This window comes from bacterium (assembly GCA_040754625.1).
Taxonomy (GTDB): domain Bacteria; phylum JACRDZ01; class JAQUKH01; order JAQUKH01; family JAQUKH01; genus JAQUKH01.
Window position 1 is genome coordinate 1 of the sequence record JBFMCF010000038.1, and the last position, 8,537, is coordinate 8,537.

Here is an 8,537-nt window from a genome sequence, read left to right on the forward strand (position 1 = left end):
TTACCCATGCGTTTATTGTTGCCTGTTCTTTTTCTGTCAAAACTATAGTTTCAGCTATCCTGCACATGAAACCATTATACATTATATTTTAGTATAAGTAAAGTTATTTATGCGACACTACACTAGTGATATTAACTATTTGAATCATCTCTTCATATATTTATTTAAAATAATCCTACCTCCATAAATCAATATCCGGTATCCGTTGTTTTCCGAGTACAATAACTATTGTCCTTACACATCTTAACCTGCTACATAACGGTAAATTAACAAATGCTGCAGTTTTACTTTTTGGTAAAAATCCTCATAAGTTTTTTCTACAAGCTGAAGTTAAATGTCTTCAGTTATCGGGTACTGAAGTTGCTAAGCCATTTCCATCATATAAAATTTATGACGGTAACTTATTTGAACAGGTAGATAAGGCGGTTGGTTTTGTACTGGATGTCATTAAACAGGCGGTTGTACAGCAGGAAGATACACCGCAGTTTAAACGGCCTTTTGAAATTCCGGTCTTCGCGATTCATGAAGCGATAGTCAATGCAGTTGTCCATAGAAACTATAATGTAACTTCAGGGGTTCAGGTTATGGTTTTTACTGACCGTGTTGAGATATGGAATTCCGGCAGTCTTCCGCCGGAGTTGAGTGTTGAAGATCTTAGAAAACCACATACATCGTTTCCGGCTAATCTGCTCCTTACAAATACGCTTTATCTTGCTGATTATATTCAAAGAGCAGGGTCAGGAACGTTAGAGATGATTAAGCAGTGTAAGGTGCAGGGATCACCTGAGCCGGAGTTTGTTTTGATAAGGAATGTTGAGTTTAGAACGATTCTTCCCAGGGATATCTATACGGAAAATGTTTTGGCCAAGATGGGTTTAAATGAACGTCAGATTAAAGCTATTCAGTATGTTAAGGAAAAAGGCAAAATTACAAACTGCGAATATAGACAGTTAAACAATGTTTCCGATGAGGGTGCAAGGCGTGATCTGGAAACGCTTTTAAAGAAAAAAATATTCAGAACGCAGGGTAGAGGCCGTAGCCTGAGTTATATAATATAAGCTGCAAAGTGGCGATTAGTTGGCGTTTAGTTGGCGATTGTGGCGATTAGTTGGCGATTGGGCTTTCGGGGTTTGGTACCTATTATGTTTTAAGGGGCACTAAAGGGGCTGGGGTTTCTTACCTTGGCCGAATTATTAACGCCATAAACACGCCAAACACGACATTGGTTGGTGATTATAGTGATTAGGAGTTTTTTAAAACGGAGTTACCAGCAGAGGCACTTTTTGTGCACATAAATGGGACATAAAGGAACATAAGAGCACTAAAGGGGTCGGATGTTTGTCTGATAATAAATCTTTCGGATTTACAGAAATTTTTTATTGGCACTAATAGAAATATTAGTTACCGGGATTTGCAAGATTTTGTTGATATAGGTATTTTGAAAGCGCAAGGTGAGCGCAAAGGGTGAATTGAAATAAGGTTTTGAATAAAACCGCCTTTTTGGAATTGAAAAATTTAGTTGCCAAAGGTATCTTATTGAAAGAAGGTACAAGGAAGAACGGTAATTTATAGAGTAAAAAGGTAACGATTTAGGTAACGATTTATAAGGTAGAACCGGGAAAGGAGTTTATTATATATTGAATCCTGTTTATAGGGGACAAAAGGGGTTTAGGATGGAATCGTTAATAAATATCCCAAATATAAGTTGACGCAAGATGGACGTAGATACTCGGATTAATTAACTTTATAACCAAAGTTTTTTGTAAGGATAAACCATGGCCAATATTTATCAATTAAAAATTACTTTAAATGACAGCAACCCGCCTATCTGGAGACGGATTCTTATAAAATCCGACATATTGTTGCCCGACTTACATAAGATTATCCAGACAGTGATGGGCTGGACTAATTCGCATTTACACGAGTTTGATATTAATGGAAGGATTTACGGCCTGCCGGAGAATGATGAATTTGAAGATGAAAATAGGATCACCGATTATTCTTCAGTCAAACTGGACAGTTTAATCACTAGGGAGAATGAGCAGTTTATATACGATTATGATTTCGGAGATTTTTGGCGGCATACCATTTTATTGGAAAAGATTTTACCCGTAGAGAAAAAAGTTTATTATCCAAAATGTATTGATGGGATGGGACACTGTCCACCGGATGACTGCGGCGGAATTCATAGATACGCGGAGATATTAGAAATAATTAAAAACCCCGGCAACGACGAATACGAGGAAATGATGGAATGGCTGGGGGATGAGTTTGATCCCGAATATTTTAATTTGGATGAAATCAATAAATTGTTGAAGCGAAGAGATTATGGTTGCATAGAGTTGGATGATTGAAATAACCTGAATTTATTCATCCGATAAACAGGAAAAGATAAAACCATCAAACCTTTTGACTATTTATCAATCCCAAAAGCATTTTTGAAATTACTTCATATTTATGATATAAATTTTTAAATATTTCTTCTGTTAATTGTTTTTCCTCTAAAATTATTTCCAGCAAAGAAACACATTCATAAACTGAACCTCTGACAATAATATAGAAGTTTCTCTTATCCGCTTTGGAGAATCGGCCGCTTCCTTCCGCAATATTTATGACGATGCTTATTGAGGCTCTCCGTAATTGATCTTTAAGATAGCGGTCGATCTGTTTATTGTTTTTGAGGAAGCGTAAAATTTCTTTATTGGCTTCTTTTGATTTCTTGTAGACTTCCAAGTTTTCAAAATCGAACATAAAAGATTGTCGTTTGTGTGTGTAATTTGTAGTTAGGGCAAAAATTTTCGCTCTTGCTCCTAAATACAATCAATCCATACCTTGCGCAAATTACAAAATACAAATTACTAATTACACAAAATTTCCGCTTGCGAAAATTTTTGGTGCCGGAGGTCGGAATCGAACCGACATGAGCTTGCGCCCGGAGGATTTTGAGTCCTCTGCGTCTACCAGTTTCACCACTCCGGCGTTTGGAATTATTGCAGGGGCACAGCTTGCTGTGCCCGTTTTTATTAATCAATTATTTTACATATTTTTAGGTTAAAGTCAACCGAATTTTTCCCATAAATATTTTTAAAATGAGTTTATTGAAAAAATCTCTTTAAATAAAAGAAGAAATATTGTAAAATTAACTTAACATAAGGAGGGCCTTTATGAAGGAGTATACTATAAACGACATCCGTAATATTGGTATAGCCGGGCATGGAGGGACCGGCAAAACATCTTTGACAGAGGCGTTGCTTTTTACAGCGAAGGCTGTAACCCGCCTGGGGCGTGTTGACCAGGGGACTACCACGACAGATTATGATGAAAATGAAATAGAAAGGAAGATTTCAATAAATTCAGTCCTCGCGTTCTGTGATTGGAAGGGAACAAAAATAAATATTATTGATACGCCTGGTGACGCTAATTTTTTTACCGATACAAAATTCGCGCTCCTGGCTGTTGATAATATTGTTATTGTTGTGGACGGGGTATCGGGTGTCAAGGTCCAGACCCAGAATGTTTGGAATTTGAGCCAGGAACATAAATTGCCCGGGATATTTTTTATCAACAAGCTTGAAAAGGAAAGGGCGGATTTTTTTAAGGTTTCTGAAGAGATAATGAAAAAATTTAATTCTTCAATACCTGTTCAGATGCCGGTAGGTTCCGAATCCAAATTTTCAGGCCTTGTGGATTTGATAAAAAACAAGGCATATGAATATACAAATGATGAAAGCGGGACGTTTAAAGAGATACCAGTCCCTGATAATTTAAAAAATGAAGTAAAAAAATACAGGGAATTGCTGATTGAAAAAATAGCGGAAACAGACGATGTTCTTCTGGAGAAATATTTGGAAAAAGGCGAAATATCCGACGATGAGATGAAATCCGCTTTAATAAAAGCAGTGACCGGGCAAAAAATTGTTCCGATTGTCTGCGGCTCGGCATTAAGGAACATTGGTGTCGCCCATCTTTTTGATACAATAGCCGGTCTGCTGCCATGCCCCGCTTTCAGAAAAAAAATTACAGGAACAAACAGCACAGGAGCTTTGGAGGAACGGGAACAGGCTGATTCGGCGCCTTTTTCCGCGTTTGTGTTTAAAACACTGGTTGATCCGCATTCAGGCCATGTAAGCCTTTTTCGCGTATTTTCAGGAACGGCAAATTCTGACTCCATGGTTTATAACCCGGCTGAAAACCAGAAGGAAAGGCTTGGGCATGTTTGTTTTTATGTCGGCAAAAATGCTTATGCGGTTTCAAAGATTATAGCGGGGGATATTGGAGGCGTGACAAAACTGAAAAAGACATTTACGGGGCAGACACTTTGTGATGAAAAACATCCTATAATATTGCCTTCTGAGAAAGCGCCTGATCCCGCGATATTTTTCGCGATTGAGCCTAAATCCAGGGCGGATGAAGAAAAAATGAGTTCTTCAATAGCTAAATTGATTGAAGAGGACCCGAGCCTGAAATTTTCATGGGACCCACAGACCAAGGAAAGTATTCTGGGCGGGGCGGGACAGTTGGAAATAGAAATCGATATTGAAAAACTTAAAAGAAAATTTGGAGTTGAGGTCTTATTGAAACCTCCCCACATACCATATAAAGAGACCATTAAGGCTAAATTCCAGGCGCAGGGAAAATATAAACGGCAGTCCGGCGGGCGAGGCCAATACGGCGACGCATGGCTGGAATTAGAACCGATGCCGCGGGGGAAGGGGTTTGAATTTAACAACAGAATAGTGGGCGGTGTTATTCCCCGGCAGTATATCCCGGCGGTCGAAAAAGGTGTTATTGAATCGATGAATGAAGGGATCCTCGCGGGTTATCCTGTAGTTGACGTGAGAGTTTCTGTTTATGACGGTTCTTATCATGATGTGGATTCTTCAGAAATGGCGTTTAAAATAGCAGGTTCGATGGCATTCAAAAAAGCCATGGAGCAGGCAAAGCCCGTTATCCTGGAACCTATTATGAATATGGAAGTTATAGTCCCCGAGGAGTGCGTTGGCGATATTATGGGAGATTTGAATTCACGCCGGGGAAGGGTCCACGGCGTGGAGCCTTCCAAAGACAGTTCAGTAATCAAGGCGGAAGTTCCAATGGCTGAGATGTTAAGGTATGCCCCTGATTTAAAGTCGATTACAGGCGGCCGGGGAAATTATCATATGCAATTCTCGCATTATGAAGAAGTGCCGGCCCATCTTAAAGATAAAATTATCAATGAGGCAAAAAAAGAAAAGGAAGAGAAAGCAAAAAGTTAAGAGCCTAAGCTCTAATAAGTCTAAAGGAGGAATGTTCAATGTCAGGTCATTCAAAGTGGCACAGTATTAAACACAAGAAGGCAAAAGCAGACGCCCAGAGGGGTAAACTGTTTACGAAGATAATCCGTGAATTAACAGTAGCGGCGCGTTCAGGAGGAGGCGATCCGAACAGCAACGCCCGTTTAAGGACAGCGATGCAGGCCGCCAAAGAAGCGAATATGCCGGGTGATACGTTAAAAAAGGCCGTCCAGAGAGGTACCGGCGAACTCCCTGGCGTTAATTATGAAGAAATGAATTACGAAGGGTATGGCCCGTCCGGTGTCGCGATTATGCTGGACGTAGTTACGGACAATAAAAACCGCACCGCGGCTGAGATAAGAAATATATTTTCTAAATATAACGGTAATATGGGAGAGGTCGGCTGTGTTAACTGGATGTTCCACAAAAAGGGCCTGATAATAGTTGATAAAAAAAAGGCCTCGGAGGACCAGTTGATGGAAATTGTTTTAGACGCGGGCGCTGAAGACATTACCGACCAGGGCGCTAATTTTGAAATAATCACGAAACCCGAGAACCTTCATATTGTAAAAGACGCGCTTGTAAAAAAAGGAATAGAGCCGGATTCCGCCGCGGTATCAATGGTACCAAGCAGTAGTATCAAAGTCGAAGATAGAGATGCGGAAAAGGTTTTAAAGTTAATTGAGGCTCTGGAAGAGCATGACGATGTACAGAATGTATATGCTAATTTTGATATCGATGAATCCATAATAGAAAAAATAACAGGGTGAAAATGAGGGCTTTAGGGATTGATCCCGGATTACTTCATCTGGGTTATGGAATAGTTGATAAAAAAGGTGACAAGCTTGAAAAGGTTGTTTACGGCTGTATTAACCAGAGGTCAGGGGAAAACCTGGCTAAACGTATAAAAAAAATATATGACGGGGTCTTTGAATTAATTAAGGTTTACAGCCCGGATGTTATCGCGATAGAACAGATATTTTTGAACAAAAATATCAAATCGGCCCTTCTGCTTGGGCATGCGAGGGGCGCCGCCATGGCGGCAGGTTTAAACGCGGGCGGCAGGATTTTTGAATATACGCCGCTTGAGGTAAAACAGGCGCTTGTAGGGTATGGCAGGGCTGAAAAACAGCAGGTGAATTTTATGGTGAAAAAACTTTTAAATTTATACGAACCCATAACCTCCGAAGACTCTTCCGACGCTTTAGCTGTGGCTATCTGCTGTCTGCATTCCCAGCAGGCAGTAAATTAGGACTGGATTTTTTAATCAAATCACCTGTAAAAATGTCTCGACCACCTGCGGGTCTAATTGCGTGCCGGAACACCTTTTAAGTTCTTCAATCGCGGCTTCTTTATTCATTGCTTTCCGGTAAGGTCTTTCTTCTGTTATGGCGTCATAAACGTCCGCGACGCATAATATCCGCGCGAGCAGGGGAATTTCTTTTCCTTTAAGGCCGTCAGGATAACCTTTGCCGTCGTATCTTTCATGGTGATGCCTTATAATAGAGGTAATGTTTTTAAACTGTTTTATGGATGCAAGAATGGAAGAACCCTGGACCGGATGTTTTTTGACAATTTCAAACTCCGCGTCCGTCAATTTGTCCGATTTGTCGAGGATTGTGTCCGGGGTCCCTATTTTCCCTATATCATGAAGCAGTCCCCCGAGCCATAGAGTTTCCAGTTCATCTCCATTGAGGCCCATCTTCGCGCCGATAGAAGTCGCGTAATTTGTGACCCTCTGCGTATGGCCTCTTGTCCAGTGGGATTTTGCGTCAATTACCAGCGCGAAGGACGTGATTGTATTTGTTAATAACTGTTGGAGCTCCAGGAAAAGGACAGCGTTTTTCATTGCGATACCCACACCGTTTGATAATCCTTTTACAAAGGATAAATCATATGTGCTTATCATCCGGGTGTTTTTATATCCCCCGATGAGCAGGGCTTCCAATTTCCCGCTGATAATAATCGGCATCATGACCGCGTCGTGGATATTCAACGCGTTCGCGAAATTCTCTGAGAACAACTTATATTTATTAATATCGTTTACAATTACATGCCCCGCGTCTAATTTAGCCAGGATACCATTATTTTTAAATGATATTTCAGCGAGTGTTTTTTCCTCCTGGTCGAAACCGTAAGAATATGAACAGATTATCTCATTTGTGCCCTGGCCGTATAGAAATATGATGAGCCTGTCGAATTTCAGGTATTTCGGGGCGACCACGATAACATTATTGACGATCTGTTTTATATCAAGGCTGGAGTTCAGTATATCAAAAGTTTTTAAAAGGGCTGTTGATATTTCATTTTCCTCTATTATTTTATTTTCAGCGGTTTCCCTTTCAATAACCAATTCCTTGACATACACGTAAACAAGCGGAATAACAGCCCATAAATGAAGGTTGTGGCGGATGGGCCCGAATATGTTTTTATAGACGTCGCCGCTTACGAGGTTTATCATCATCAAAAGTTCATCTGATAAAAACATTGCAAGGGATATCACGACAATGTTCCCCGCCCAGGAACGTTTCTTTAAAAGAAAAATAATCGGGACGATTAGAAACGCGATGGTAGCCAGCCTGAATGCCCAGTCAGCCCATGTTTCCCCGAATCTTATTGATGGATGGGTGGAAACGTACGGGGCCCACCAGAAAGCCGTGGCGATAAAACACAAAACGCTCGCGCCGATGCCGGTTTGAATATATCTGCGTGAATTATCGATGTCCTTGAGGATAAACCGCCAGTAAGCGCCCGCGATAATAATGACGGCGGCCATCACGAGAGCGTGCTCCAGCGGCGGGAAATATATGTGCAGTGAATCAAATGAAACAATTTCCAGGAGGACAAGGGAAAAAACAGCAAACATGAATACTTCGCGCAAAAAGCCAATCCCGAAACCCCATACTATAAACTTTTCCTCGCGATAGGGGCTGCGTTTCCGCCTCATCCATGAAGCCGCGAAAAGTATTCCCCATAGTGTCGCGCCGAGGCCGAAACGCGCCAGTTCATTTTTTATATCACCGCGGCCCCCGCCGAACTGGGCGAGCAAATCCAATATAAATTCACTGTATTTGTTCATTGAGAAAATGTATCGGAAAATCAATGCCTGAAATTGAGCCATAAATGTTAAATTATGTGCTTGAGTTTGGCAAATTTAAAAAAAAGTATATAAAAAAATAGCTTTCAGCCGAATCTTTTATAGTGTGTTATAAAGGAGACCGGCATGAAAGCTATTAGGAACAAAGTTCCCAAAAAAGTATCGAC

The 8,537-nt window shown here is 40.7% G+C and carries 7 protein-coding genes and 1 tRNA gene; 5 read left to right on the forward strand and 3 right to left on the reverse strand.

Going from position 1 to position 8,537, the window contains the following annotated elements:
* The first annotated feature begins 584 nt into the window (after positions 1 to 584).
* Positions 585 to 1,058 carry an ATP-binding protein gene (locus tag AB1498_03000; protein ID MEW6087249.1) on the forward strand — a complete coding sequence of 158 codons (474 nt, stop codon included), beginning with the start codon at positions 585 to 587 and terminating at the stop codon, positions 1,056 to 1,058.
* A 717-nt stretch (positions 1,059 to 1,775) separates the two neighbouring features.
* Positions 1,776 to 2,354, forward strand: coding sequence for a plasmid pRiA4b ORF-3 family protein (locus tag AB1498_03005; protein ID MEW6087250.1), 579 nt, complete (start codon positions 1,776 to 1,778; stop codon positions 2,352 to 2,354).
* A 46-nt stretch (positions 2,355 to 2,400) separates the two neighbouring features.
* Here AB1498_03005 and AB1498_03010 read toward each other — a convergent pair whose 3' ends face one another.
* Both AB1498_03010 and AB1498_03015 read right to left on the reverse strand, forming a co-directional pair.
* A complete protein-coding gene (locus tag AB1498_03010) occupies positions 2,401 to 2,820 on the reverse strand; it encodes a four helix bundle protein (protein ID MEW6087251.1) in 420 nt (139 codons plus the stop codon).
* Positions 2,821 to 2,892: 72 nt separating this feature from the next.
* Positions 2,893 to 2,979 (reverse strand) — tRNA-Leu (locus tag AB1498_03015).
* 185 nt (positions 2,980 to 3,164) lie between these two features.
* On the opposite strand from AB1498_03015, the gene fusA reads away from it, so the two are divergent.
* From fusA to ruvC, 3 genes are read left to right on the forward strand one after another with little or no spacing between them, the layout of a single operon-like run.
* On the forward strand, positions 3,165 to 5,255 hold the full coding sequence (fusA, locus tag AB1498_03020; GenBank protein MEW6087252.1) for an elongation factor G: 2,091 nt from the start codon (positions 3,165 to 3,167) through the stop codon (positions 5,253 to 5,255).
* Positions 5,256 to 5,293: 38 nt separating this feature from the next.
* Positions 5,294 to 6,043: a YebC/PmpR family DNA-binding transcriptional regulator gene (locus AB1498_03025; GenBank protein MEW6087253.1), complete on the forward strand. Its 750-nt coding sequence runs from the start codon at positions 5,294 to 5,296 to the stop codon at positions 6,041 to 6,043.
* Positions 6,044 to 6,045: 2 nt separating this feature from the next.
* Positions 6,046 to 6,525: a crossover junction endodeoxyribonuclease RuvC gene (ruvC, locus tag AB1498_03030; protein MEW6087254.1), complete on the forward strand. Its 480-nt coding sequence runs from the start codon at positions 6,046 to 6,048 to the stop codon at positions 6,523 to 6,525.
* Positions 6,526 to 6,540: 15 nt separating this feature from the next.
* On the opposite strand, the gene AB1498_03035 is transcribed toward ruvC, so the two are convergent.
* Positions 6,541 to 8,352, reverse strand: a complete 1,812-nt coding sequence (locus tag AB1498_03035; protein ID MEW6087255.1) for an HD-GYP domain-containing protein — start codon at positions 8,350 to 8,352, stop codon at positions 6,541 to 6,543.
* Positions 8,353 to 8,537: the final 185 nt, after the last annotated feature.